Below are 23849 nucleotides of genomic sequence, written 5' to 3' on the forward strand. Positions count from 1 at the left end.
ACGATGGCCGGTCGCGGATCGGTCACGCAAGTGACTGATTCGCGTGAGCGCGTCCGGGCATGTACCGGGCGCGCGATGGAAGAAAACCACAGGACGTGGTTTTCTTCCCAGCTCTGAGCGGTCATCTGGCCGCTTCAGGTCAGAAACGTTTGAGGTGTTTGCATGAACTGGTTGCAGAAAATCATGACGCCGCGCACGCGGCCCCAGAGCTCCACCGCCGGCAAGGGCTCGGTGCCCGAGGGCGTGTGGGAGAAATGCGGTGGCTGCGGCGCGGTGCTGTACCGGCCCGAACTCGATCGCAACCTGATGGTGTGCCCCAAGTGCGGCCATCACCATTACATCGCGGCGCGCACGCGGTTGCGTGCGCTGCTGGATGAAGGCTCCGGCCAGGAGCTGTGGGCCAGCATGGAGCCCACCGATCCGCTGAAATTCCGCGATTCGAAAAAGTACCGCGACCGCATCATCGCCTCGCAGAAGAAGACCGGCGAGAAAGACGCGCTGCTGACCATGAGCGGCAAGCTGAAAGGTCGCCCGTTGATGGTGGCGGCGTTCGAGTTTGCCTACATGGGCGGCTCGATGGGTTCGGTGGTGGGCGAGAAATTCACCCGCGCCGCCGAACGCGCGCTGGCCGACAAGAGTGCGCTGGTGTGCTTCTCCGCCACCGGTGGCGCACGCATGCAGGAGGCGCTGTTCTCGCTGATGCAGATGGCCAAGACCTCCGCCGCGCTGGCGCGCCTGCGCGATGCCGGCGTGCCGTACATCAGCGTGCTGACCAACCCCACCACCGGCGGCGTCTCGGCCAGCCTGGCCTTGCTGGGCGACATCAACATTGGCGAGCCGAAGGCGTTGATCGGTTTTGCCGGCCCGCGCGTGATCGAACAGACGGTGCGCGAGACGTTGCCCGAGGGCTTCCAGCGTTCGGAGTTCCTGGTCGAGCACGGCGCCATCGACATGATCGTCGACCGCCGCGAGATGCGCGACAAGCTGGCCGACCTGCTGGGCATCCTCGGGCGCGAACAACGCGCGGCCTGACCGCCACGTTGTCGCCATGCGATGCCGCCTTCGGGCGGCATCGTCGTTTCCGCACACGGGTTTTCCACAGCGGTTGTGGAAGCAGCTCGGTAAAGCCTGTGGACAAGCCGCGGCCACGGCTTTTGCATCAGCCACTTGCTACGCATTGCGCAGGAAATGAGCAGCGGCTTTCCACGCGGCGTCGCCAGCGCGGTGCCAGTTTTCCACAGCCGTTGTGCGCCGCTTCTGTACAAGCCTGTGGACAACACCGACGCGTCCTTTGCCGACAATCACTTGGCACGGCGTGTCGATGTTTTGCCCAGTTCGCGATACTTCATCGCGAAGTTCTCCACAGCGATTGTGGACCGCCGTTGGTAAAGCCTGTGGACAACCAGTCTATGTGTCTGAGCGCAAAGGAACTGCCGACGGCGTGCGCAGTTGCTGACCAGGCGAAGGGCTCAGGTCAGTGATTGCATCACCCACAGCGACGCGGTGCCGAGTCCCCCGCCGATGGCGATGGCGGCGAGTACATCGCTGGGATAGTGCAGGCCGAGAATCACCCGCGAGGCGGCGACCAGTGCGGTGAAGCCCAGCAACAGGGACGCCATCGGCGGATACCAGGCCAGCGCCACCACGGTGAAACTCACCGCCTGCAAGGTGTGCCCCGAAGGGAAACTGAACTCGTCCAGCGGCGGCACGTGCGCGATCACGCCGGGGCAGGAGCGGTAGGGCCGGGGTCGGCGCGTCCAGCGTTTCAGCAGGCGGTACAACAGCAGCGCGGCCAGCCCGGTCACGGCCATGTGCGCAGCGGCGATGAGGCCGTCGCGTCCACCGAACAAGGCCAGCACCGCCATCAGCGTGTACCAGAACACACCGTCGCCAAGGCGGCTGATCGCGCCGAAGAACAAGCCGACCATGCGCCGAGCGCCCCAGCGGTTGGCCGCCACGCAGACGCGGCGGTCCAGTGCAAAACGTGGCCCGAGCAAAAGCTCAGGCGTGGGCGATGGTGGTGGCGTGCTCATGCAGGTTCTCCTCGGCCATCTCGCGCAGCAGGGTTTCGAAATCGCAGATCACGGCCTCGGGCGACAGGCCGGCCATGCCGACGTGGGCGGCGCGGCCCATGTATCGGATCAGCGCCGGATTGCTGGCCAGCTTCACCGCCGCATCGGTGAAGGCCGGTGCGTTGCCCGGCTCGATGCCATAGCCGTTGATGCCGTCGACCAGGTGTTCGCGCGCCGCACCCTGGGCATAGGCGACCACGGGCAGGCCGGCAGCCAGCGCCTCGAGGATCACGTTGCCGAAGGTTTCGCTGAGGCTGGGGAAGGGAAACAGGTCGGCGCTGGCGTAGTGGCGTCCCAGCGCTTCGCCGCGCTGCACGCCGGCATGGATGAAGTCCGGACGCGCCGCCATCAGCGCGGCGCGGGCCGGGCCATCGCCCACCCACACGTAGCGTGCCTGTGGCAGTTGCTGCTGGATGGCGCGGAAGGTATCTATCGCCAGGTCGAGGTTTTTCTCCGGCGCGATGCGTCCCACGTAGAGGACCACGGGCGCCGACGCATCGACGCCCCACGCGGCGCGCAGGCTGTCGTCGCGTCGGGAAGGATGGAACAGCTGCGTGTCCACCGCCCGTCGCAACAGGCGCGCATTGGAGATGCCCATGCCGTGCAACTCCCGCACGAGCGCGTGGGTGGGCACCAGGGTGGCGGCCGCCCGCTGGTGAAAGCGGCACAGGTACGCGCGAACCCATGGCGTGAGCATGCCCACGCCGTAATGCTCGGCGTAGTTGTCGAAGCGGGTGTGGAAACCGCTGCTCAGCGGGATGCCCAGGCGGCGCGCCGCCCGCATCGCCGACCAGCCCAGCGGGCCTTCGGTGGCGACGTAAACCGCGTCGGGTCGCCGCAGCTTCCAGTGCTGATTCAACGTGCGCCCGGCTGGCATGCCGAAGCGCAAGCCGGGGTAGCGCGGCAGGGCGCCGCCGCGCACCTCGAGTACATCGATGCCGGGTTCGTCCTGCTGCGGTCGCGCCTGGCGCGGGCGGATCAGGTCGACATCGTGGCCGCGCGCTGCCAGGCCGGCGGCGAGGCTGTGGACGGTCAGGGCCACGCCGTTGATTTCCGGCGGATAGGTTTCGCTGACGATACCGATACGCATGACATGCCCCGTGCTGGCTTGGCCCAGCTTCGCGGGGCGGCGTTGCGTCGGCATGGCGGGGGCATGACATCACGGTGACGCCAGACGCGAGTGCGGTTTCTTTGGCGGCGACACTGCGCCTACACTGGCCGTTGTCATCATGCCTGGAGAATGAATGTGAAACGTATCCTGCTTGCGCTTGCCCTCACTGGACTGGTCGGTTCCGCGATGGCCGTCGATGCGCCGGGCTTGCCCGTCACCAAGGCGCCCGCCGGTGCCGAGGTCTACATCATCTCCCCCAGCGATGGCGCCACCGTGGGCCAGGATGTCACCGTGCGCTTCGGCCTCAAGGGCATGGGCGTGGCGCCGGCTGGGGTGGCCAAGGAACACACCGGCCATCATCACCTGCTGGTCGATGTGACCGAACTGCCCGCCGCCGGCAAACCGATCCCCGCTGATGCCCATCATGTCCATTTCGGCGGCGGCCAGACCCAGACCACGCTGAAGCTGGCGCCCGGCACGCACACGCTGCAACTGGAGCTGGGCGACCAGAACCACGTGCCGTTCGATCCGGCCGTGGTGTCGAAGAAGATCACCATCCACGTGAAGTAAGCCATCGCGTCGGTTATCGGTGGCGGATCGGCTAAAATCGGTGGCTTCATCCCCACCTTGCCGATGCCACCGATGACCGTACGTACCCGCTTCGCTCCCAGCCCCACCGGTTTCCTGCATATCGGCGGCGCGCGTACCGCGCTGTACTGCTGGCTGGAATCGCGTCGTCGCGGCGGCGAATTCGTGTTGCGCATCGAGGACACCGATCGCGAGCGCTCCACCGACGCGGCGGTGCAGGCAATCCTCGATGCCATGCACTGGCTTGGCCTCGATGCGGACGACGGCCCGTACTACCAGACCCAGCGCCTCGATCGCTACAAGCAGGTAGCCGATGAACTAGTCGCTGCCGGCAAGGCCTATTACGCCTACGAGACCAAGGCCGAGATCGAGGCGATGCGCGAGGCGGCCATGAAGGCGGGCGAGAAGCCGCGCTACAACGGCTATTACCGCGACCGCAACGAACCGCTGCGTGACGACCCGAACCGGGTGATCCGTTTCCGCAACCCCGCGGAGGGTTCGGTGGTGTTCGACGACAAGGTCAAGGGCCGCATCGAGTGGGCCAACAGCGAGCTGGACGATCTGGTGATCTTCCGCTCCGATGGCTGGCCCACCTACAACTTCGCGGTGGTGGTCGACGACATCGACATGGGCATCACCGAGGTGATCCGCGGCGACGACCACGTCAACAACACGCCGCGGCAGATCAACATCTACAAGGCGCTTGGCGCGACCGTGCCGGAGTTCGCGCACCTGCCGATGATCCTGGACAAGGAAGGCAAGAAACTCTCCAAGCGCACCAGCGCGGTCAGCGTGATGGAATACCGCGTCGACGGTTTCCTGCCGCACGCGATCCTCAATTATCTGGTACGTCTGGGCTGGTCGCATGGCGACCAGGAAATCTTCTCGCGTGAGGAAATGATCGCGCTGTTCGACATCGCCGACGTCAACAAGGCCGCCTCGCGCTTCGACACCGAGAAGCTGGCCTGGCTCAACCAGCACTACCTGAAAACCGACGAGCCGCAGACGCTGGCGGCCGAGTTCGAATGGCATCTCGCGCAGGCCGGCATCGACTTCAGCCAGGGTCCGGCACCGACCGACGTGATCGTGGCGCTGCGCGACCGCGTGCACACGTTGAAGGAAATGACCGAGCGCGCGAAGATCTGGTACGCGCCGATCGTCGAGTGGGACGAAAAGGCGGTCGCCAAGCATTTGAAGAACGATGCGGCACCAGCCGTGCTGGAAGCGGCGAAAGCGTTGCTGGCCGAATGCACCTGGCAGCCCGAGCCGATCCACGACGTGATCGCGCAGGTGGCCGCGAAACTCGACCTGGGCATGGGCAAGATCGCGCAGCCCTTGCGCGTGGCGATGACGGGCACCCAGGTGTCGCCGTCGATCGAACACACCATCTATCTCGCCGGCCGCGCCGAGGCGCTCAAGCGCATCGATGATGCGCTGGCGTTGGCGCGGGGGTGAGTCTTGGTGTGGGCGGGGGTTCGAGGGAACGCGTGCCCCCATCCGCCTTCGGCACCTTCCCCCGCGGGCGGGGGAAGGAAGCAGCAGGTTCGCCGCGAGCCCCTTGGTTTCCTTCCTCCGCCAGGCGGGGGAAGGTGCCGAAGGCGGATGGGGGCGCTCTCCGCTTTTCCAGGCAAACTCCATGAATGACCTGCTCGCCAAGGCACTGCAAGGCGTCGACCCCGACGCCCCGGGGGCGTTCTGGCAGATCTTCGCCAATCTGTTGCATTTGGTACCGTGGGCAGCCATGTTCTGGTGGAACCTGCTTTTCATCGCCATCGGCGCCCTGCTGGGCCGCTGGCGGGGACGCACGGCGGAAGGCGTGGCGTGGGCGGCGGTGCTGGGACCGATCGGCTGGCTGGTGATCCTGTTCAGGCATCGCCGAAAACAGCGGGTCCTGCCGCCACCGCTGCCGCGCTGAACCCCGCCGCCGGCACTATGATCGACAACGAGGTGAATCAACGTGGCACACGAAGGCGCCGACATCCTGCACACCCACCCGCATCATCACGATGCGAAGGGTTTTGTGCATGCGGTCGAAGCGGCCAGCCAGGCACGTGGCCTGCGCCTGACGCCGCTGCGCAAGGAGGTGCTTGAGCTGATCGCCAGCGAACACAAGCCGATCAAGGCCTACGACCTGCTTGCCCTGCTGCGCGAGAAGCACGGCAATGCGGCGCCGCCCACGGTCTACCGGGCGCTGGATTTTCTGCTCGAGAACGGCTTCATCCACAAGCTGGAGTCGATCAACGCTTTCGTCTCCTGCCATCACCCCGATGAAGCCCATCAGGTGCCGTTCCTGATCTGCGATGTCTGCTCCAGCGCGCAGGAAGTCTGCGATGAACGCGTGGCAAGCCTCATCGAGGCCCAGGCCAGCGCCTTCGGTTTTCGCCCGCAAGCGCAAACGCTGGAAGTGCACGGGGTCTGCAAGCGCTGCCTCAAGCTTTGACCGCCCGCGTTGTTGTAGGGGCGACTTCAGTCGCGATGCTCCTTTCCCGCCGGTCCAAAAATGAAGTGGCGCTCAGTAATGTTATAAAGTAACATTACCGCACAGGCAGAAGCGGCCATCTCCGGCAGCGCCCGGCAACTCGATGAATTCCGAACAAGCGAGCAAAACCCGGTGGTGGCACATGGCCGACCGCGTCGGTGCGGTTGCATCGTTCCTGTGCGCGATCCACTGCGCGCTGTTGCCCTTCATGATCGCGGCCTTGCCTTTCCTCGGCATGGAATTTCTGGCGGACCATCGCTTCGAGCGCGGCTTCGTGATGTTTGCCTGCGTGCTTGCGTTGCTGGTGCTGGTGCGAGGTTTCCGCCGGCACCGGTGGTCGCTGCCGTTGCTGCTGGCCGCGCCGGGGCTGGGCCTGCTGCTGCTCGGCGTGACGTATGCCGAGAGCTATTCCATCGTGCTGCACAGTGCGCTGGTGACCTGCGGCGGCTTGCTGCTGGCCGCGGCGCATTTCATCAATCTCCGCCGTGACCACCGCAGCGATGGCCATGTGCATGGTCCCCAGTGCGCGCACTGAGCGCCGGTGATTCTTCAAGCTCCCGCGCGGGCGGTGAGAGTGATTGTGTAACGGCCGGCCCGCTTTCTAGCATGGGCGCATGAGCCACCCGCACTCCCACGATCACAACCACGCACACGATCACGATCACCCGCACACCGTGACCACGGACCGCCGCGGAAAACTGATGTGGGCGCTGTGCCTGACCGTGGCGATGACGCTGGTGGAAATCGTCGGCGGCTGGTGGTCCGGCTCGCTGGCGCTGCTGGCCGACGCCGGCCACATGGCGGTGGATTCGCTGGCACTGCTGCTGGCCTTCATCGGCGCGCGGATGGCAGTGCGCCCCGCCGATGCGCGCCGCAGTTACGGCTACGGCCGGATCGAAGTCCTGGTGGGCTTCGTCAACGCGCTGAGCCAGTTCGCGCTGGTGGGCTGGATCGTCTACGAGGCCGTTGTTCGCCTGCGGCATCCGACGCCGATCCTTTCGGGGTTGATGCTGGGCGTGGCGATCGCCGGGTTGCTGGTCAACGCGGTGGTCCTGCGCACGCTGCACGGCCACGCGCACGATGACGTGAACATGGCCGGCGCAAGCCTGCACGTGCTGGGCGATCTGCTCGGCTCGCTGGCGGCGGTGGGTGCAGCGCTGGCCATACGCTGGTTCGGCTGGTTGTGGGCCGACCCGGCGTTGTCGCTGGTCGTGGCGGTGTTGCTGCTTGGCAGCGCCTGGCGGTTGCTGCGCCGTTCGTCGCACATTCTGCTGGAGGGCGTACCCGAGGGGCTGGATACCGCCGCCGTGGAGGCCGCCTTGCGCGACGCCGACGACGCCATCTGCGATGTTCACCACCTGCATTTGTGGCAACTGGCCTCGGGTTCGCGGATGGCCACCGTCCACGCCGAGCTGCGCGAGGATGCCGACAGCGCCCGGGCGATGCGGGCGATCAACGACGTGCTGCGCGAGCGCTTCGGCGTGCAGCACGTGACCGTACAGATCGACACCGGCGGTTGCCTCGACCGCCACGGCGGCTGCGCCGAACATGTACCGCACTAGAACCCGGCCGGGGCTTCGTGGCTATGGCCGGCGTTGCCGCGCTGCTATGATTCAAGCCTCCCCACGATACGCATCAAGGAGTTTCCATGGGCAAGGGTGATCGCAAGACACGGCGCGGCAAGACCAACCGCGGCAGCTATGGCAACAGCCGCGCGCACACCGCGCAGCCGGCAGTGGTCGGCGCCAAGCCGACGGTGACCAAGCCGGCGGCGGCCAGGAAGGCAGCACCGAAGAAAAAGTCGGCCTGATCTTCACCTGACGAAAGCCCCACCCCGGTGGGGCTTTTTCGTTTGAGGCCGTGTCTGGCGGGTTTTCCCGACACGCGCATCCCCGTTTTCAACGCTTGCCGCACTGCGGCACACTGCGTATGATGCCGACCCAACGTATTAACGCGTTAGTACATTATGAAGCGTCGATCGCGGGATCCCGAGACACCCATCGAGTCCGCCGAGCTCAGTCTCTGCGAGGCGTTGCTGTCGCTGAAGAACGCCGAGGAGATGGCCGCCTTCCTGCGTGACCTGTGCACGCCATCGGAACTGGAAGTGCTGGTCGACCGCTGGCGCGTGGTGCCGCACCTGCTCGAAGGTGTGTCGTATCGCGAAATCCATGAGCGCACCGCCGTCAGCATCACCACGATCGGGCGGGTGGCGCGTTATCTCAACCAGGGCAGCGGCGGCTATGTGGCCGCCGCCGCCCGTGCCGCACGGCGACGGGCACAGAAGAGGACAGAGGCATGAAGGAACGTGACCGATTGCGGATCGCGATGCAGAAATCGGGCCGGCTTACCGAGCCCGCGCTGGATTTGCTGCAGCGTTGCGGCCTGAGCTTCCGCCAGAGCCGCGACAAGCTGTTTTGTTTCGGTGAAGGCGAACCGGTGGATTTGCTGCTGGTACGCGACGACGACATCCCGTCGCTGATCGCCCAGGGCGTGTGCGACCTGGGCATCGTCGGGCGCAACGTGCTGAACGAATTCCAGCTCACCGCTGGCGAGGAAAGTCCGCCGCTGGCGGAATTGCGCCCGCTGGGTTTCGGCCGCTGCCGGTTGTCCATCGCGGTGCCGCAGGAGTTCGAATACCAGGGCCCGCAACATCTCGAAGGTACGCGTATCGCCACTTCGTATCCTGGGTTGCTGGCTGCGTGGTTGCGCAAGAACGGTGTGGATGCCGGCGTGATGACGCTGGCCGGCTCAGTCGAGATCGCCCCGCGCCTGGGCACTGCCGATGCGATCTGCGACCTGGTGCAAAGTGGCGGCACGCTGGTGGCCAACCAGTTGCGCGAGACGGACGTGCTGCTGGAAAGCGAAGCGGTACTGGCCGCCGCCGGCACACCACCGGCCGATGAGCGCGGCGACATGCTGGAGCTGCTGCTGAAACGCCTCGACGGCGTGATCCAGGTGCGCGAATCGCGCCTGCTGCTGTTGCAGACCTCGCGCCAGACCCTGGAAGCGGTCACCCGGCTGCTGCCGGGCGGCCCGCAGCCGACCCTGATGCCCGTGGCCGGCCAGCCCGACCAACTGATGCTGCAGGCGCTGTGCGCCGGTGAAGTCAGCTGGCGCCAGCTGGAAGAAATCAAGAAGGCCGGCGCGCGCGAGATGTTCGTGTTGCCGGTGGAAAAAATGTTGGCGTGAATCCGAGAGGTGCGTTTTCAACCTCTCGGCCCGGCCACGGATGGCCGGACATGAAGCAGTCACGCAAGTGACTACTTCATGTGAGCGCGTCCGGGCATGCACCGGACGTGCGATAGAAGAAAACCACAGGAAGCGATTTTCTTCTCAAACTCTGAAGCTGGGTATTGAACGATGAAACAGCTGGACTGGAATCAACTGGACGAATCCGCACGGCGCGAGGCGCTGGCGCGTCCCACGCAGTCACGCACCGACGACCTGAGCGGCGGCGTGGCACGCATTGTCGCTGCCGTGCGCGAGCGCGGCGACGATGCCTTGCGCGAATTCAGCGCCGCCTACGACGGCTGCGCGCTCGACGCACTGGAAGTGACTGAGGCCGAGTTTGCCGCTGCCGAGGCTGCGCTCGATCCCGCGCTGAAGGCGGCGATCGACGAAGCGGCCGCGCGCATCGAGCATTACCACCGCGCCACCGCGTCGAAGCCGGTCGCCGTGGAAACCGCGCCCGGCGTACGGCTGGAGCGCATCGTGCGGCCGATCAATCGAGTGGGCCTGTATGTGCCCGCCGGTACCGCACCGCTGCCGTCCACCGCCTTGATGCTGGGCGTACCGGCGCGGGTGGCCGGTTGCCGCAGCGTGGTGCTGTGCTCGCCGGCGCGCGCCGATGGCAACTGCGACGCGGCGGTGTTGTACGCCGCACGCGTTACTGGCGTGCATCGGGTGTTCAAGATTGGTGGCGCACAGGCGATCGCGGCGATGGCCTATGGCACCGCCTCGGTGCCGCGCTGCGACAAGCTGTTCGGGCCGGGCAATGCCTGGGTCACCGAAGCCAAGTTGCAGGTGTCGGTGGACGCCAACGGTGCGTCGATCGACATGCCGGCCGGGCCTTCCGAAGTGCTGGTGATCGCCGATGAGCAGGCCAACCCGGTATTCGTCGCGGCCGACCTGTTGTCGCAGGCCGAGCACGGCGTCGATTCCCAGGTCATTCTGCTCACCCCGTCGAAGGCCATGATCGAGAAGGCCGCCAGCGAGGTCGAGCGGCAGTGTGCGCAGTTGCCGCGCCGCGAAATCGCAGAGAAGTCGCTGGCGCAGAGCCGCCTGATTCTGGTGGATTCGCTGGTGCAGGCGGTGGAAGTGAGCAACCGTTACGCACCGGAGCACCTCATCGTGCAGGTGCAGGATCCGCACGCGCTGCTCGACGGCATCGAATCGGCGGGCGCGGTTTTCCTGGGCGAATGGGCACCCGAATCGCTGGGCGATTACTGCAGTGGCAGCAACCATGTGCTACCCACCTATGGCCATGCGCGCAGCTACAGCGGCGTGTCGGTATCGAGCTTCCAGAAGCAGATCACCGTGCAGGACGTCAGTGCCGCCGGCCTGCGCGCCATCGGTCCCTGTGCGGCGACGCTGGCGGCGGCCGAACAACTGGAAGCCCACCGGCGCGCCGTGACCTTGCGGCTGGCCGCACTGGATGCGCGCGAAACGACGGAAGCATCGGCATGAGCGTGCTCGATCTGGCGCGGCCGGAAATCCGCGCGATGCAGCCGTATTCGTCGGCACGCATGGAAGCCAGCGGCGGCAAGGTTTTTCTCAACGCCAACGAATCGCCGTGGACGCCGCAAGGTGACGACCTCGGCTGCAACCGCTATCCCGATCCGCAACCCGCGGCGCTGATCGATGCCCTGGCCGCGCTCTACGGCGTGCAGCGCGACCAGCTGCTGGTGGGTCGTGGTAGCGATGAGGCCATCGACCTGCTGGTGCGTGCGTTCTGCCGCGCGGGCGAGGACGCGATCCTGATCCAGCCGCCCACGTTCGGCATGTATGCGGTGTGCGCGCACATCCAGAACGCCGCCGTGATCGAGGTGGCGCTGGCGGCCGATTTCACGCTGGACGTGGATGCGGTGCTGGCGGCGGTGACGCCCGCGGTGAAGCTGGTTTTCATCTGCTCGCCGAACAACCCGACCGGCCAGACGGTGCCGCGCGCTGCCGTGGAACGGTTGGTGCAGGCGTTGGCCGGGCGCGCGGTGCTGGTGGTGGACGAAGCCTACGTGGAGTTCGCGGAGGCGGGCAGCGTGGCCGACCTGATCGGTCAGTACGACAACCTCGCCATCCTGCGCACCTTGTCCAAGGCCTGGGCGCTGGCCGGCGTGCGCGTGGGCACCTTGCTGGCGCACGCCGACGTGATTGCCTTGCTGCGTCGGATCATGCCGCCGTATCCGTTGCCGTTGCCTTGCGTCGCGGCGGCGCTGGACGCGTTGTCGACACCTTCCATCGCGGCCGAACATATAGCGATCATCGACGAACAGCGTGGCGTGATGCGCGCGGCGCTGGCGCGGGTCGCCGGTGTGCGCGAGGTACTGCCGTCGCAGGCGAATTTCCTGGCCGTGCGTTTCGATGACGCCGGCGCGGTCTACCAGCGCCTGCTTGCCGCCGGCATCGTGGTGCGCGACGTGCGGCGCTATCCCAACCTTGCCGATGCGCTGCGCATCACCATCGGCACGCCGGCGGAAAACGCCCGCGTGCTGGCCATTCTCCAGGGAGGTGCGGCATGAGCCGCAAGTTGCTTTTCGTCGATCGCGACGGTTGCCTGATCGAGGAGCCTGCTGACGAACAGATCGACAGCTACGAGAAGCTCGCGCTGTTGCCGGGCGTGATCGCCGCGCTTCAGCGCTTCGTCGGCGCGGGCTACGAACTGGTGATGGTGACCAACCAGGATGGCCTGGGCACCGACAGTTTTCCCGAGGCGCATTTCAGCGGCCCGCATGAACTGCTGCTGCGGATACTCGCGTCGCAGGGCGTGCGGTTCCACGAGGTGTTGATCGACCGCAGCTTTCCGCACGAAGGCCTGGATACGCGCAAGCCGGGCATCGGCCTGATGCGGCATTACCTCGCCGACGACAGCTGGAGCCGGGCCGCGTCGGCGATGGTCGGCGATCGCGAAACCGACCTGCAGTTTGCTGCCAACCTGGGCGTGCGTGGTTTCCGGGTGGGGCCGCAAGGCGTGAGCTGGACGGAGCTGGCGCACCAGTTGCTGGATGCGCCGCGTACCGCCACGGTCACCCGCAACACCAAGGAAACCCGCATCACCGTCAGCGTGAACCTGGACAAGGTGGCCGAGCCGAAGGTGCACACCGGCCTGGGCTTCTTCGACCACATGCTGGAGCAGATCGGCAAGCACGGCGGTTTTGCGCTGGAGCTGCGCTGCGATGGTGACACCCACATCGACGATCACCACACCATCGAGGATTCCGCGCTGGCGCTGGGGCAGGCCATGAAACAGGCGCTGGGCGACAAGCGCGGCATCGGCCGCTATGGCTTCACGCTGCCGATGGACGAGTCGCTGGTCAGCGCCGCACTGGACCTTTCCGGGCGGCCGTACTTCGTGTTCGAGGGCAGTTTTCCGCGCGAGCGTGTGGGCGACATGGCGACCGAACTGGTGCCGCATTTCTTCCGCTCGCTGTGTGAAACGATGGGCGCGAACCTGCGCCTCACCGTGCAGGGCGAGAATGCGCACCACATGATCGAGGGCTGCTTCAAGGCGGTGGCGCGCACTTTGCGCCAGGCGATCCGTCGCGAAGGCAACGAGCTTCCCAGCACCAAGGGCACGCTGTAATGAGTGTCGTGCTGGTCGATGCCGGCGGCACCAATATCGGCTCGGTGCGCTACGCGCTGCAGCGCCTTGGCGTGGATGCCGCCTTGACGGCGGATGCGGCGGCGATTCGTGCGGCCGACAAGGTGATCCTGCCCGGCGTAGGTGCCGCCGCGCCTGGCATGGCGCGCTTGCGCGAATTGGGGCTGGTGGATCTGCTGCGCTCGCTGACCCAGCCCGTGCTGGGGGTATGCCTGGGCATGCAACTGCTGTGCGAACGCTCGGCCGAAGGCGATACCGAATGCCTGGGCCTGATTCCCGCGCCGGTGTTGCGCTTTGTCGAAGCCCCCGGGCTGCGCGTGCCGCACATGGGCTGGAACCGCCTGGAAACAACGCGGCACCATCCGCTGGTGGATGGCCTTGGCAGCGACGACCAGGCGTATTTCGTGCACAGCTATGCGGTGCCGGTGGGCGATTACACGCTGGCCACGGCCGACTACGGTGGCGCGTTTTCCGCGGTGATCGCGCGCGGCAATTTCCACGGCATGCAATTTCATCCCGAGCGTTCCGCCGCCGTGGGGGCGCGGCTGCTCGGTAATTTCCTCAAGCTATGACGGCGTTCTCATGACGAGTTTTGCGGTGATTCCCGCGATCGATCTGCGCGGTGGCCAGGTAGTGCGGCTGAAGCAGGGCGACTATGCGCAGCAGACCACCTATGCCGCCGACCCGCGCGAACTGGCCTGGAGCTATGCGGAGGCGGGCGCGGACTGGCTGCACCTGGTTGACCTCGACGGCGCCCGCTCGGGCAACCTCGACAACCTGGCGGTGATCCGTTCGATCGCCGCCAGCGGCATGCGTATCCAGGCCGGTGGTGGCGTGCGTGCCGAAGAGGATCTGCACCGACTGTTCGATGCCGGCGTGCACCGCGTGGTGCTCGGCAGCGTGGCCATTCGCGATCCCGACCAGGTAGCGCGCTGGCTGGACAATCACGGTGCCGAACGGCTGGTGATCGCGCTGGACACGCGCCGCATCGGCGATCGCTGGGCTTTGCCCAGCGCCGGTTGGACCGAAGTGGAAACACGCACGCTGGACGAGCTGGCGCCCTGGTATGCCGAACGCGGTGCGCGCCACCTGCTGTGCACCGACATCGATCGCGACGGCATGCTGGCCGGGTTCAATCTCGACCTCTACCGGCACCTCAGCGAAAGCGTGCCGCAACTGGCGTTGCAGGCGTCCGGGGGCGTGCGCTCGCTGGACGATATCCGCGCCGCCCGCGACGCTGGCGCACAAGGCGTGATCCTGGGCCGCGCGCTGCTGGAAGGTCGCTTCACTTTGGCGGAAGCACTGGTATGTTGAGCCGCCGGCTGATTCCCTGCCTGGATGTGCGCGACGGCAAGGTCGTCAAGGGCGTGCGTTTCCGCGATCACGTGGTGATGGGCGAAATCGTGGAGCTTGCGCTGCGTTACCGCGACGAGGGCGCCGACGAGCTGGTGTTCTACGACATCACCGCCAGCCCCGAGGGACGCAGCGTGGATCGTGGCTGGGTCGAGAAGGTGGCGCGGGCAATCGACATTCCGTTCTGCGTGGCCGGCGGCATCCGTTCGGTCGATGACGCGCGCGCCGTGCTGCATGCGGGCGCCGACAAGATCTCGGTGAACTCGCCCGCACTGGAACGGCCCGGACTGATCGACGAACTGGCCGCCGCATTCGGCGTGCAATGCGTGGTGGTCGGCATCGACTCGCTGCGGGACGCCGACGGCGAGTGGCGCGTGCGCCAGTACACCGGTGACCCCAGCAAGACCCAGGCGCTGCCGCGCCGCACGCTGGACTGGATGACCGAGGCACAGCAACGCGGTGCCGGCGAGATCGTGCTCAACTGCATGGGCAGCGACGGCGTGCGCCGCGGCTACGACCTGGAGCAACTGCAGGCCGCGCGCGCGATCTGCAACGTGCCGTTGATCGCCTCCGGTGGCGCCGGTAAACCCGAACATTTCCGCGACGCCTTCGTCGAAGCCGACGTGGACGGCGCGCTGGCCGCCAGCGTGTTCCACTCCGGTGCGATCGCGATCCCCGCATTGAAACACTATCTGCACGAGCAGGGCGTCCCGGTACGCCTGTAGCACGAGGAATCACAGCGATGAGCGATACCACCGATACCAGCCGTCTCGATTGGTCCAAGGGCGAAGGCCTGCTGCCGGCCATCGTGCAGCATTGGTTGAGCGGCGAAGTGCTGATGCTCGGCTACATGAATGCCGAGGCGCTGGCCGAAACGCAACGCAGTGGCCACGTCACCTTCTACAGCCGCAGCAAGCAGCGCCTTTGGACCAAGGGCGAAGTCTCCGGTCACGTGCTCGACCTGAAATCGGTCCGCATCGACTGCGATGCCGACACCTTGCTGATCCAGGCCGACCCGCACGGCCCCACCTGCCACGAAGGCACCTCAAGCTGTTTTGGCAACGGTGACGACGTGCGTCCGCCGCTGGGCTTCCTGGCCGAACTCGATGCGCTGGTCGCGCAACGCCACGCCGACCGCCCCGAAGGCAGCTACACCACGAAACTGTTCGACGGCGGCATCCGCCGCATCGCGCAGAAAGTGGGCGAAGAAGGTGTCGAGACCGCGCTGGCGGCCGTGGCGCAGGGCGATGAGGAACTGCTGGGCGAGGCCGCGGATCTGGTGTTCCATCTCACCGTGACCTTGCGCGCACGAGGTTTGTCGCTGGCGGATGTGGCGAAGGTGCTGGTCGCGCGGCATCGCAAACCCTGACCGCGAGAGGTTGGCGGCCGCTCAGCCGCCGCAACCACCGCAGCATATCGTGGGCAACTGAACCACCTGGTCCGGCGCGATCGTCCAGCCCGTTCGCTGCATGACGTCGATCAGATCCTCGATGGTCACGAACGACGAGATGCGCAAGGTCGAACCGCTGGGGTCGAGATCGACGAGGGCGTTCGAGTCGACATCGAACATGGCGTCTTCGACGGCTTCGAGTTGCGGGCGTGTGTCGGTAATGGCGATGTGGAATTCCATCGTTGTGTCTCGCTCATGAAATCCTTGGGTTACTGGGCCGATCTTCATCGAGCCGGGCGGCCAGCGTCTTGATCCTGATCAGGTTTCGCCGCGGGTGCGACGATCCGGCGCGGGAAGCTTGCCCGCGCTTGACCGGCGTCAATGAGGGAGCGGGTCGGTACGTCGACCATTCGCGCAACGCTCATGGCGACGCCGCACCCAGGCTCCAGTGCGGCACTGCAGGCCTTTTGCAATACTAGGTGGCGCGCAGCGGGAAGCTTTCGGCCCTGCGATTAACTCAAGACAGAAGATCCATGAACCCGATAGATTTTCATTCCCTGCTCGATCCCGGCACATCCGGAGAACCGCCGGCACCGGCGGCATTGAGTGGCCGTGAACTCCAGGAACTGGTGAGCCCGCTCGATGCCGGGGAGTTCGTGGATTCATTTTTCTCGCGCACGTCGGTGAGCGTCAAAGGACATCCCGGAAAATTCGACCATATTTTCGGTTGGGCGAGATTGAGGCAGGCGCTTTCGCGCGGAAAGGCGCTGGCCGGTACCAGCTACAACATAAAAGCGGCCTTTACGCGTGGTGAGGAGGCCGGAAGTTCGCGGGGCATGATCGACGCGGACCATAACCAGGTCGCCGACTTGCTCAACGCGGGCGCGACGATCTGCATTACCGATATCCACCTGGCCGATCCCGTGCTTTGCCAGTGGGCACAAGCCGTGCGCGCGCAGCTCAATTTCAATGGTCTCGTGGGCGCCAATTGTTACGTCTCGCCCGACGGTTCGGGGCTGCCCACGCATTACGACAAGCGGGTTGCCACAAGCATCCAGATCGCCGGCAGCAAGCGCTGGCGGTTCTCCATGAAGTCGGCCAAGCCGTGGCCGCTCGAGAATGCCGTGTATCAACCCGGCATCAGTGCGGATGTCGGCACGCTGCCCGAACATATGGAGTTTGGCGAGGTGGAGCTCAATCCCGGCGACTTGCTCTGCCTCCCGGCCGGGGCCTGGCATTCGGCGCGCGGCGTGGGCTATTCATTGGCGCTGAATGTCTATTTTTCGCCCCGTAATCTGTTTTTTGACCTCGGACCGCTGGTTCAGCGGCTCTCGATGTCGAGCGAGAAATGGCGAGGTGGGCCGCCTGCCACCCTGGAGAAAGCCCGGGGAAGCATGCCGGACGCGGTAGCTGCGTATATCAGCGAATGCCTGGACGAAATCAGCAAGGTGGCCGCCGAGCCCTGGCTGAAATCGCTGAAGCAGGAGCCCTTCACGGGATGGAAGGCGGCACCGCTGCTGCCGGTGCCGAAGATGGCACCGGATCAACGATTCAGCGTGTCCGCGTCACTGCGTTTTGTCCAGGTGCAGGACGACATCGTCGTGCCGTGCGAGACCGGCGTGCTCAAGTTTCCCGTCGCCATGGGGCCGGTACTCCAGCAGCTGTCGTCCCAGGTGGGGAGCTTCACCATCCCCGACGTTCTGGCATGGCAACGGGACCCGGGTGGTCCGGGGCGTGACGAGATGCTGTTCGCGCTGAAAATGCTGTACGAGCACGGCATCCTCAGGATGGAATAACCCGCCCATCAGGGCGCGCGACAAGCCACGCCATTGGCCGAAGGGTAAGTCTCGCCCTCGCGCAGCGGCGAGAGCCACGCGTCGTGCATGCCTTTGGTCCACCACTGCCAATGATCGCCCACGTAACGCGCGCCGTCGGCCGAGATGGCGATATGCAGGTGGTGGGTGTTTCCGTCGAGCGTGACCACGGCGGTGGCGGTATCGGGGTAGCTGGCCTGTACCTTGCGGCCGTCGTCGCAGGCATAGGAAAGCACCGGCGCTGCCACGGCGCGGAATGGCGTAAGCGTATAGGTGGTCGGCTTGCCACCGGCGCCGCACAGGTGGCCGGTGAAGGCCGTCGAAACCTTTTCCCCGCCGATGGCCAGATCGATGAGGGCAGGGGATTCGCAATGCCCATCCTCGTAGACATTGCCGGACACCCAACGCATCTCGCTTTCCACGGCTGCGCCGGGTGCCAGCCGGATCGTCGACGACGCGGGCGCGGCGGATGGCTGCGCGATGATGTCCACGGGCCGCTTATCGGCGTCGGTCAGCACAAGCTGCGGTTGCGCGGGGACGATGCACGCAGCGGTTCCCGTATTGCGCACGACCAGCATGGTGCCGGAGTGAGACATGCCGTTGAACTGGCCGTCGCCACTGTCGACGCTGAAGCCCAGTTGCGATGCGCGGCACGCGTTGGTGGCAGCGGCAGGGGTCGGGTTGGCGACCGGTGCGTGCGAGGAGCATGCCGCGATCGTGCATAGCGACAGCAAAACCAGCACTGCGCGAAATACCGTCGTTGATGCCGCAAGCTGCGTTTTCATGTGCGCACTCCGGTGAAATCAGCGGCTGAAGCTAGCACGCGTGGTCGTGGCGGCAGGTGAAGCATGCGGCGGGTCGGGAGGCGCGCACTCGATCAGTGCGCGATGTTTGCCGAATCCGTTGAGCGGGTTGCCGGCGCGAACGGAACCTCCGTTCCGGGCGCGACGCCCTTGCGCCACAGGTCCAGTTGCGCGGTGATGCCCTTGCCGACATCGATCTGCGGCTCGGATGGCGTGAGCTTGTCCCGATTTTCCCAGCCCGCGATGGTCGTGCTGGCGCGCTGGAAGGCATCGATGAAATTGTCGGTGTGGTTCAGCGCACCGACCAGCCAGGCCTTGCCGAAATAGGTGATGTCCGAATCGCTGCCGCAGCCGAACGAGCTGCGGTCGCTGCGCGCGGCGGTGATGACCAAGGTGCCATCGCCACGCAGCGGCGGCACGAATCCGCCCGAATAACAGGCATTCACCACCACGACTTTCCAGCGGAAGGCATGCTCGTGCAGGATGCCGGCGAGGTCATTCGCGCCGATCTGGTCGAGCGGTACGGGATCCATGTCGACCAGCAGGTAGTGGTCCTCGCTACCGTGGCTGGTGACGTAAAGCATCAGGATGTCCTCCGGATGCATCACGCGGGCGAGCCCGTCGAGCACTGCCTCGAGGTTGCTCCAGCTGGCCAGCGGGCGCGTGCTGAGCGAGGCGGGGTTGTTCTCCAGCACCAACGTGTGGGTGGCGGCGCCGAAGCGGGCGGGAAACAGCTTGGCGGCGTATTCGACCTCGTTGCGAAAGACGTCCTCGCTGGCGTCGCCGGCAAAGGCCACCAAATAGAGGTTCGGCTTGCCGTCGATGCGCGGCGTCAGTTGCGCCAGCGCGTTGCGGACCAGCTGTGGTTGCGCGTAGATGAGTTGTTCGGGTGACGGGCCGCCAGTGGGCCAGCGATCGTCGGCAACGGGTTCCGTCGCCACCGGCGCCGCGACGACGGAAGTCGCTGGTGTTGCACCAGGGGGATGTGCCGCCGTCACTGCGAGTGTGGCCGGCTGCCACCAAGTGGTCAGCCAGACACCGGCGACGAAAGCGAGCAGGGCGATCAACAGCGAGCGCATGGTCAGCCTTCCGCTAACCGTCAGAGCGCGATCGCGTCGAAATCGGCAAAGACCGGGTGGTGGGGCTGGGCGGGTGCCTCCAGTGGCGGGCGCACCAGCCAGCCGGTCTGGAAACCCGCTTCCCGGGCGGCATCGAGTTCCTCGACGATGTCGGACAGGAACAGCGTGTGTTGCGGCTGCTCGTCGATCGCCGCCGCGATGCGGCGATAGGATTCCGCCTCGCGCTTGGGTCCGGTTTCGGTGTCGAAATAGCCGGCGAAAAGCGGCGTGAGATCGCCCGCTTCGCTATGCCGGAAAAACAGCTGCTGTGCGGGTACCGAGCCGGACGAATAGACGTAAAGACGCAGGCCGTCGGCGCGCCATTGGCGCAGGCGGGCGGCGACCTCGGGATACATGTGGGCAACGTAGTCGCCGGCTTCGTAGCCGGCCTTCCAGATCATGCCCTGCAAGGCCTTCAGCGCGGTGGACTTGCGGTCCTCATCGATCCAGCGCAGCAGCAGTTCGATCACTTCCTGACGGCTGGCTTCGATGAAACCTGCTTCCTTCGCCGCCTCATGCAGCCAGTGCTGCACGTCGGGCTGGTCGGCATGGGTTTCGACAAAGGCCGGCAAGCGCTTGCGGGCGTACGGAAACAACACGTCGCGCACGAAGGTGATGGCGCTGGTGGTGCCTTCGATATCGGTGACGACGGCGCGGATTTCGATCATGACCTTGACCACGGGGAACGGCTGACCAGCATAAACGACTGGCACCGTGGCGAGTAACCGCGCGCGTTCACGGCAGCGGCAGCGGCGTCATCCGCGGGAATCGAGTGGCCAGGTCGGTGCCGGTGAACTGGGCGACCCAGCCTTCCTTGTTGGTGAACAGGCGGATTGCCACGAAGTACGGCGATTCGCTCATGTCGAACCAGTGCGGGGTGCCGTCGGGCACGCCGATGAGGTCGCCCTTTTCGCACAACACGTCGTAGACCTTGTCGTTGATGTGCAGGGTGAACTGCCCCGCGCCGGCCACGAAAAAGCGCACCTCGTCCTCGCTGTGGGTGTGCTCGCTGAGGAATTTCTGGCGCAGCGTGGCGCGGTCGGGGTGGTCGGGCGTGAGGCTGATCACGTCCACACTCTGGTAACCCTTTTCCGCCATCAACCGATCGATGTCGCCACGGTAGGCGGCGATCACTTCGTCCTGGCTGGCGCCGGGCTCGATCGGCTGGCTTGCCTCCCAGCGCTCGAAGCGCACCCCCACCTTGCCCAGCTCGCGGGCGATGGCGGCATGGTCGCGGTACTCGGCCAGCGCGGATTGCGGTTGTGCCTCGTCGAAAATGCGCAGCTGACTCATGATGACAATCTCCTCAGGTCCATTTCGCATTCGAGCAGGAACTCGAGCGCTTCGAGATGGCGGCGGGCCTCGGCCATGTCGCGGCCCCAGGTGTAGATGCCGTGGCCGTCGATAAGGTATGCGTGCAAGGGTTTGCCCGCATCCAGCCAGGCATCCACCTGGGCCACCAGATCCGGCATGTGCTGGGTGTTGGGAAACACCGGGATCTCCAGCACGCTGTCGTGGCTGGTGTAGCCGCTGATGGCTTTCTGCAATTCCCAGCCCTGAAGCTGGATGGCGCCGCGCGCGGCGTAGAGCCGCGATGCCACGCTCTGGGTACGCGAATGCGTATGCAAGACGGCGGTTATTTCCGGCCAGCGCCGGTAGACCTGCGTGTGCAGCGCGGTTTCGGCGCTGGGCCTGGCCGTGGTGCCCACCGCGTGGCCGTGAAGGTCGATCAGCATGATGTCGTCGCGGCCGAGGTGGCCCTTGTCGCGGCCGGAGATGGTGATGGCCGCATGTTCGTCGTCCACCCGCATCGAGAAATTGCTGCTTGTAGCCGGCGTCCAGCCAAGCGCCGCCAGTCGCCGCGCGGCCTCGGCGATGGCGTCGGCGCGGCTGTCGAACAGGCTTTGTGGCATCGCGGCGGGCAGCTGCTGGGTCATACGGTTTGGCCGTCCAAATGAATCGGCATCATACCACGGGGCCTTTCGCGCCAAGGGCGTAATGCGAGCCATTCGCGCAAGTCAGGAAGCGTTGAGGTAAATGGCGTGACACTTCCGCGATCCGGTGCAGGGTGCGCCGGTCACCTCGACGGAGACTCTGCCATGTCGAAAGAAAACGATATCGAATCGCGCCGCCACTTCCTGAAAATCGCGGCGGGCACCACCGCGGCTGCCGTGGTCATGGGCGGCTTGCCGCGCTTCGCACGCGCCGCCGATCTGCCGCCGGTGAGCCCCACTGATCCGACCGCCAAGGCGCTGGATTACGTGGAGGACGCGACCAAGTCGACCAATCCGAAGCACAAGGCTGGCGACGTGTGCCACAACTGCCAGTTCTACACGGCCACCAATACCACCGGCCGTGGACCTTGCCAGTTGTTCCCCGGCAAGTCGGTCGATGCGAAGGGCTGGTGCGTTTCGCATACGCCGAAGAAAGCCTGATCGCATAGCTCCATTCAAAAAAGAGGCCGGCTCGAAGGAGCCGGCCTCTTTTGCATGCGCGCTTGCAGGCAGCGCAATCGCAAACAGGGAATGGGGGTGGAGCCAGAGAAAGTGCTGCCCGACACGCCAGGTTGAGGAGCTGACCCTGCCTGACGTGCCGGGCGGCGATCCGGGGCCCACTGCCAAGTGATCAACCCGCGGATCGCCATGATACCCCCGCGTGAGCCCGTTGGGGCAATCTCGGGCGGAATTCTCCGGAAAAATATTTCGTTAAATTCTTCTAAAACAGACACTTGCAGCATATCTCTGAGGCTGCATCCGATATCTGGCAATGGTCGGTGCCAACTGCGCGCGGGCGCCATAATTGGGCGAAATTTGCGTCTTTTAGACGCTGTTACGTGCCATTTCCTGCTGATGCAGATGGCTGTGCCGGCGCCCGTAGGCGAAGTAGATCACCAGCCCGATCACCGTCCACAACACCATCAACCCCCAGTTGTACCAGGCCATGGTGGCGAGCAGGGCGGCGCAGCTGAGGATGCCCAGGGAGCAGATCAGCGGCGCCCACGGCACCCGGAACGTACGCGGCAGTTCCGGCCGTGTTTTGCGCAGGATCCACACCCCGGCGCAGACCGCCATGAAGGCGATCAGGGTGCCCATCGAAACCAGGTCGCCCAGCACGTCCAGCGGGAAGATGGCTGCCAGCAACGCGATGCCGGCGCCGGTGATCAGCGTGTTCAGGTGCGGCGTGCGATAGCGCGGATGGATGCGCGTGAACACCTTCGGCAGCATGCCGTCGCGGCCCATGATCATGAAGATGCGCGGTTGGGCGATGATCATCACCAGCACCACCGACGCCAGCCCCAGCATCGCGCCCACTTCCACCAGCCAGCGCAGCCAGCCCAGCGCGGGATGACCCTGCAGTGCGGTCACCACCGGCTCGTTGGTGCCCAGCAGCGTGTAGGAACTGAGCCCGGTCATCACCGCGGCCATCGCGATATACAGCACCGTGCAGATGGCCAGCGAAGCGAGGATGCCGATCGGCAGGTCGCGCTGCGGGTTGCGCGATTCCTGCGCCGCCACCGACGTGGCCTCGAAGCCGATGTAGGCGAAAAACACCATCGCCGCACCGCGCAAAACGCCGCCCCAGCCGTACTTGTAGTGGCCTTGCGATTCGGGGATGAAGGGGTGCCAGTTGGACGGGTCGACATAGCGCCAGCCCACGACGATCACCAGCGCGATCAGGCCGACTTTCAATACCACCATGGCCGCGTTGGCGAGGCTCGATTCGCGGATGCCGACGTAGCAGAGCCAGGTCAGCAACAGCACCAGCACCACTGCGGGCAGGTTGAACAGCGCGCCGGTGGCGATCAGTTGATGATCGGCGGTGAATGCCAGCGGTGCGTTGGTCAGCGCCGCCGGCAGGCTCAAGTCCATGTTGAAGGTGTGGCCGATATGGTCGAGCAGGCTCAGGAAATAACCCGTCCAGCTCACCGCCACCGCCGAGGCGGATACGCCGTATTCCAGCACCAGGTTCCAGCCGATGAACCACGCCACCAATTCGCCAAGGGTGGCGTATGCATAGGAATAGGCGCTGCCGGAGACCGGGATCAGGGTGGCGAATTCGGCGTAGCACAGCGCGGTGAACGTGCTGCAGATGGCTGCCAGCAGGAACGACAGGATCACCGCCGGCCCCGCGTGATCGGCGGCCGCCTGGCCCGTGATGACGAAGATGCCGCCACCGATCACCGCGCCGATGCCCAGTGCCGTCAGCCCCATCGGGCCCAGTGTGCGGCGCAGGGTGGGGCCGTTGGCGTCGTCGGCATCGCTGAAATCGGTCTTGCGGGCGAGCAACTGTTTGAGCATGGCAACTTG

The 23849-nt window shown here is 65.6% G+C and carries 28 protein-coding genes; 19 read left to right on the top strand and 9 right to left on the bottom strand.

All coding sequences use genetic code 11. The features are described 5' to 3' along the window. The first annotated feature begins 162 nt into the window (after positions 1–162). Entirely contained in the window at positions 163–1032 is an 870-nt protein-coding gene (gene accD, locus ASD68_RS02390) for an acetyl-CoA carboxylase, carboxyltransferase subunit beta (RefSeq protein ID WP_056078394.1), read from the top strand. A 437-nt stretch (positions 1033–1469) separates the two neighbouring features. Here accD and ASD68_RS02400 read toward each other — a convergent pair whose 3' ends face one another. Then, positions 1470–2033 carry a phosphatase PAP2 family protein gene (locus ASD68_RS02400; RefSeq protein ID WP_056603056.1) on the bottom strand — a complete coding sequence of 188 codons (564 nt, stop codon included), beginning with the start codon at positions 2031–2033 and terminating at the stop codon, positions 1470–1472. Next, positions 2002–3162 carry a glycosyltransferase family 1 protein gene (locus tag ASD68_RS02405; RefSeq protein ID WP_056605047.1) on the bottom strand — a complete coding sequence of 387 codons (1161 nt, stop codon included), beginning with the start codon at positions 3160–3162 and terminating at the stop codon, positions 2002–2004. The genes ASD68_RS02400 and ASD68_RS02405 overlap by 32 nt, the downstream gene beginning before the upstream one ends. A gap of 156 nt (positions 3163–3318) precedes the next feature. Here ASD68_RS02405 and ASD68_RS02410 point away from each other — a divergent pair, with 156 nt between their 5' ends. From ASD68_RS02410 to hisIE, 16 genes are all read left to right on the top strand, one after another. Then, on the top strand, positions 3319–3753 hold the full coding sequence (locus ASD68_RS02410) for a DUF4399 domain-containing protein (protein ID WP_056080813.1): 435 nt from the start codon (positions 3319–3321) through the stop codon (positions 3751–3753). A gap of 72 nt (positions 3754–3825) precedes the next feature. Further along, the gene (gene gltX, locus ASD68_RS02415) at positions 3826–5226 is read left to right on the top strand and encodes a glutamate--tRNA ligase (protein ID WP_056603059.1); all 1401 of its coding nucleotides are present in this window, start codon (positions 3826–3828) and stop codon (positions 5224–5226) included. A 181-nt stretch (positions 5227–5407) separates the two neighbouring features. Continuing rightward, positions 5408–5686, top strand: coding sequence for a hypothetical protein (locus ASD68_RS02420; RefSeq protein WP_056603062.1), 279 nt, complete (start codon positions 5408–5410; stop codon positions 5684–5686). A 42-nt stretch (positions 5687–5728) separates the two neighbouring features. Further along, complete coding sequence (locus ASD68_RS02425) at positions 5729–6211, top strand: transcriptional repressor (protein ID WP_056078415.1); 483 nt, start codon at positions 5729–5731, stop codon at positions 6209–6211. A 142-nt stretch (positions 6212–6353) separates the two neighbouring features. Continuing rightward, on the top strand, positions 6354–6785 hold the full coding sequence (locus ASD68_RS02430; RefSeq protein WP_056078418.1) for a MerC domain-containing protein: 432 nt from the start codon (positions 6354–6356) through the stop codon (positions 6783–6785). A 79-nt stretch (positions 6786–6864) separates the two neighbouring features. Beyond that, entirely contained in the window at positions 6865–7812 is a 948-nt protein-coding gene (locus ASD68_RS02435) for a cation diffusion facilitator family transporter (protein ID WP_056603065.1), read from the top strand. 86 nt (positions 7813–7898) lie between these two features. After that, positions 7899–8060: a 30S ribosomal protein THX gene (locus tag ASD68_RS16460; RefSeq protein WP_082520091.1), complete on the top strand. Its 162-nt coding sequence runs from the start codon at positions 7899–7901 to the stop codon at positions 8058–8060. Positions 8061–8216: 156 nt separating this feature from the next. Beyond that, on the top strand, positions 8217–8549 hold the full coding sequence (locus ASD68_RS02440; protein ID WP_056078423.1) for a YerC/YecD family TrpR-related protein: 333 nt from the start codon (positions 8217–8219) through the stop codon (positions 8547–8549). Then, the gene (gene hisG / locus ASD68_RS02445) at positions 8546–9439 is read left to right on the top strand and encodes an ATP phosphoribosyltransferase (protein WP_056603069.1); all 894 of its coding nucleotides are present in this window, start codon (positions 8546–8548) and stop codon (positions 9437–9439) included. Before ASD68_RS02440 ends, hisG begins: the two co-directional genes overlap by 4 nt. A 171-nt stretch (positions 9440–9610) precedes the next feature. Continuing rightward, entirely contained in the window at positions 9611–10936 is a 1326-nt protein-coding gene (hisD, locus tag ASD68_RS02450; protein WP_056603072.1) for a histidinol dehydrogenase, read from the top strand. Continuing rightward, on the top strand, positions 10933–11985 hold the full coding sequence (gene hisC / locus ASD68_RS02455; RefSeq protein WP_056603075.1) for a histidinol-phosphate transaminase: 1053 nt from the start codon (positions 10933–10935) through the stop codon (positions 11983–11985). Before hisD ends, hisC begins: the two co-directional genes overlap by 4 nt. Next, positions 11982–13046 (top strand): bifunctional histidinol-phosphatase/imidazoleglycerol-phosphate dehydratase HisB, encoded by a 1065-nt coding sequence (hisB, locus tag ASD68_RS02460; RefSeq protein ID WP_056078435.1) that lies wholly within the window; start codon positions 11982–11984, stop codon positions 13044–13046. The genes hisC and hisB overlap by 4 nt, the downstream gene beginning before the upstream one ends. Then, the gene (hisH, locus tag ASD68_RS02465) at positions 13046–13636 is read left to right on the top strand and encodes an imidazole glycerol phosphate synthase subunit HisH (RefSeq protein WP_056078437.1); all 591 of its coding nucleotides are present in this window, start codon (positions 13046–13048) and stop codon (positions 13634–13636) included. Before hisB ends, hisH begins: the two co-directional genes overlap by 1 nt. A 10-nt stretch (positions 13637–13646) precedes the next feature. Beyond that, positions 13647–14378, top strand: a complete 732-nt coding sequence (gene hisA, locus ASD68_RS02470) for a 1-(5-phosphoribosyl)-5-[(5-phosphoribosylamino)methylideneamino]imidazole-4-carboxamide isomerase (RefSeq protein ID WP_056603080.1) — start codon at positions 13647–13649, stop codon at positions 14376–14378. Beyond that, entirely contained in the window at positions 14372–15142 is a 771-nt protein-coding gene (gene hisF / locus ASD68_RS02475) for an imidazole glycerol phosphate synthase subunit HisF (RefSeq protein ID WP_056603082.1), read from the top strand. The genes hisA and hisF overlap by 7 nt, the downstream gene beginning before the upstream one ends. A gap of 17 nt (positions 15143–15159) precedes the next feature. After that, on the top strand, positions 15160–15786 hold the full coding sequence (hisIE, locus tag ASD68_RS02480) for a bifunctional phosphoribosyl-AMP cyclohydrolase/phosphoribosyl-ATP diphosphatase HisIE (RefSeq protein WP_056078446.1): 627 nt from the start codon (positions 15160–15162) through the stop codon (positions 15784–15786). Positions 15787–15807: 21 nt separating this feature from the next. Here hisIE and ASD68_RS02485 read toward each other — a convergent pair whose 3' ends face one another. Continuing rightward, complete coding sequence (locus ASD68_RS02485; protein WP_056078449.1) at positions 15808–16047, bottom strand: hypothetical protein; 240 nt, start codon at positions 16045–16047, stop codon at positions 15808–15810. Between the two features lie 293 nt (positions 16048–16340). On the opposite strand from ASD68_RS02485, the gene ASD68_RS02490 reads away from it, so the two are divergent. Next, positions 16341–17603 carry a cupin domain-containing protein gene (locus ASD68_RS02490; RefSeq protein WP_235578609.1) on the top strand — a complete coding sequence of 421 codons (1263 nt, stop codon included), beginning with the start codon at positions 16341–16343 and terminating at the stop codon, positions 17601–17603. Positions 17604–17611: 8 nt separating this feature from the next. Here ASD68_RS02490 and ASD68_RS16740 read toward each other — a convergent pair whose 3' ends face one another. From ASD68_RS16740 to ASD68_RS02515, 5 genes are all read right to left on the bottom strand, one after another. Beyond that, entirely contained in the window at positions 17612–18406 is a 795-nt protein-coding gene (locus ASD68_RS16740; protein ID WP_056603085.1) for a DUF4232 domain-containing protein, read from the bottom strand. A gap of 92 nt (positions 18407–18498) precedes the next feature. Further along, the gene (locus ASD68_RS02500) at positions 18499–19503 is read right to left on the bottom strand and encodes a C13 family peptidase (RefSeq protein WP_056603088.1); all 1005 of its coding nucleotides are present in this window, start codon (positions 19501–19503) and stop codon (positions 18499–18501) included. 20 nt (positions 19504–19523) lie between these two features. Continuing rightward, positions 19524–20210, bottom strand: a complete 687-nt coding sequence (gene mtnC / locus ASD68_RS02505) for an acireductone synthase (protein ID WP_056080818.1) — start codon at positions 20208–20210, stop codon at positions 19524–19526. 67 nt (positions 20211–20277) lie between these two features. Further along, on the bottom strand, positions 20278–20835 hold the full coding sequence (locus tag ASD68_RS02510) for an acireductone dioxygenase (protein ID WP_056603091.1): 558 nt from the start codon (positions 20833–20835) through the stop codon (positions 20278–20280). Further along, positions 20832–21479: a methylthioribulose 1-phosphate dehydratase gene (locus ASD68_RS02515; protein WP_056603094.1), complete on the bottom strand. Its 648-nt coding sequence runs from the start codon at positions 21477–21479 to the stop codon at positions 20832–20834. The genes ASD68_RS02510 and ASD68_RS02515 overlap by 4 nt, the downstream gene beginning before the upstream one ends. Before the next feature lie 162 nt (positions 21480–21641). Here ASD68_RS02515 and ASD68_RS02520 point away from each other — a divergent pair, with 162 nt between their 5' ends. Beyond that, positions 21642–21977 (top strand): high-potential iron-sulfur protein, encoded by a 336-nt coding sequence (locus tag ASD68_RS02520; RefSeq protein ID WP_056603098.1) that lies wholly within the window; start codon positions 21642–21644, stop codon positions 21975–21977. Between the two features lie 384 nt (positions 21978–22361). Here the strand turns inward: ASD68_RS02520 and ASD68_RS02525 are convergent, their stop codons facing one another. Continuing rightward, positions 22362–23840, bottom strand: coding sequence for an amino acid permease (locus ASD68_RS02525; RefSeq protein ID WP_056603101.1), 1479 nt, complete (start codon positions 23838–23840; stop codon positions 22362–22364). Positions 23841–23849 lie beyond the last annotated feature (9 nt).

Origin of the sequence: Rhodanobacter sp. Root627 (genome assembly GCF_001427835.1) — a bacterium.
Classification (GTDB): Bacteria; Pseudomonadota; Gammaproteobacteria; order Xanthomonadales; family Rhodanobacteraceae; genus Rhodanobacter; species Rhodanobacter ginsenosidimutans.